This window comes from Collinsella sp. HCP3S3_E11 (assembly GCF_052067375.1).
GTDB lineage: Bacteria > Actinomycetota > Coriobacteriia > Coriobacteriales > Coriobacteriaceae > Collinsella.
This window is the reverse complement of sequence record NZ_JBQHQI010000036.1, coordinates 1-711: the sequence shown is the minus strand read 5'-3', so window position 1 is coordinate 711 and position 711 is coordinate 1. Positions and strand designations below refer to the sequence as shown.

Here is a 711-nt window from a genome sequence, read left to right as displayed (position 1 = left end):
CGCCCGGTCCCGTTCCGAACCCGGAAGCTAAGCCCCATCGCGCCGAGAGTACTGCGGGGCCAGCCCGTGGGAGGCCAGGGCGCCGCTGACCGGTGGACGGCACCGAGCCGTGCGCTTGGACTGAGAAGGGGGAGGCCTCGCGGCCTCCCCCTTTTTCGTATTTGTATCGAGCTATGACTCTTGGTGGTCAATCTCTATATTCTGACGTCGCAATACCCTATGGAAAGCCCCGATCCTATGCGAGGCCTATCGCAGGACTCATTCTTTACAGCCCCTAATTTATGACGTTCCCGTCGCTGGTTGCGTATTTATTGGATGAATCCGTCAATTTAAATTACAAATAACCTTCTCTCGTTTTACGTTATTCGGCTGAGATTGCACGCCACTGGGGCCCCGCCACTGTCTGGTGGGGCTCTATTAGCGTGTAACGGCGCTAGTAGGGGAAACTGTTGCAATCCATCCCTTAGCTGCTGTTCAATTCTGTTTTGGGAATATACCCAATACGTCTACATCAGATAGCAAGAACACCGAGGTCATATGGTCTGTCCGAGATTTATGATCGTCGATTAGACCCTGTCGGATTCCAGGGCCCTCTGGTTCATTTGTGAACAAAATATGGAGTGCGGGATTCCCGCCCCGCGGGCCCCTCCGGTCTGGCAATATATCTCCTTGCCGCGCGGCCCGGTCGGACCGGGAACCGGCGCAGGCGTG

1 rRNA gene is annotated in these 711 nt (G+C 55.8%); it reads left to right on the top strand.

Annotated features, from left to right (window positions below):
* A 5S ribosomal RNA gene (gene rrf, locus ACTM86_RS08950) occupies window positions 1-91 on the top strand; the annotation flags it as partial.
* Window positions 92-711: the final 620 nt, after the last annotated feature.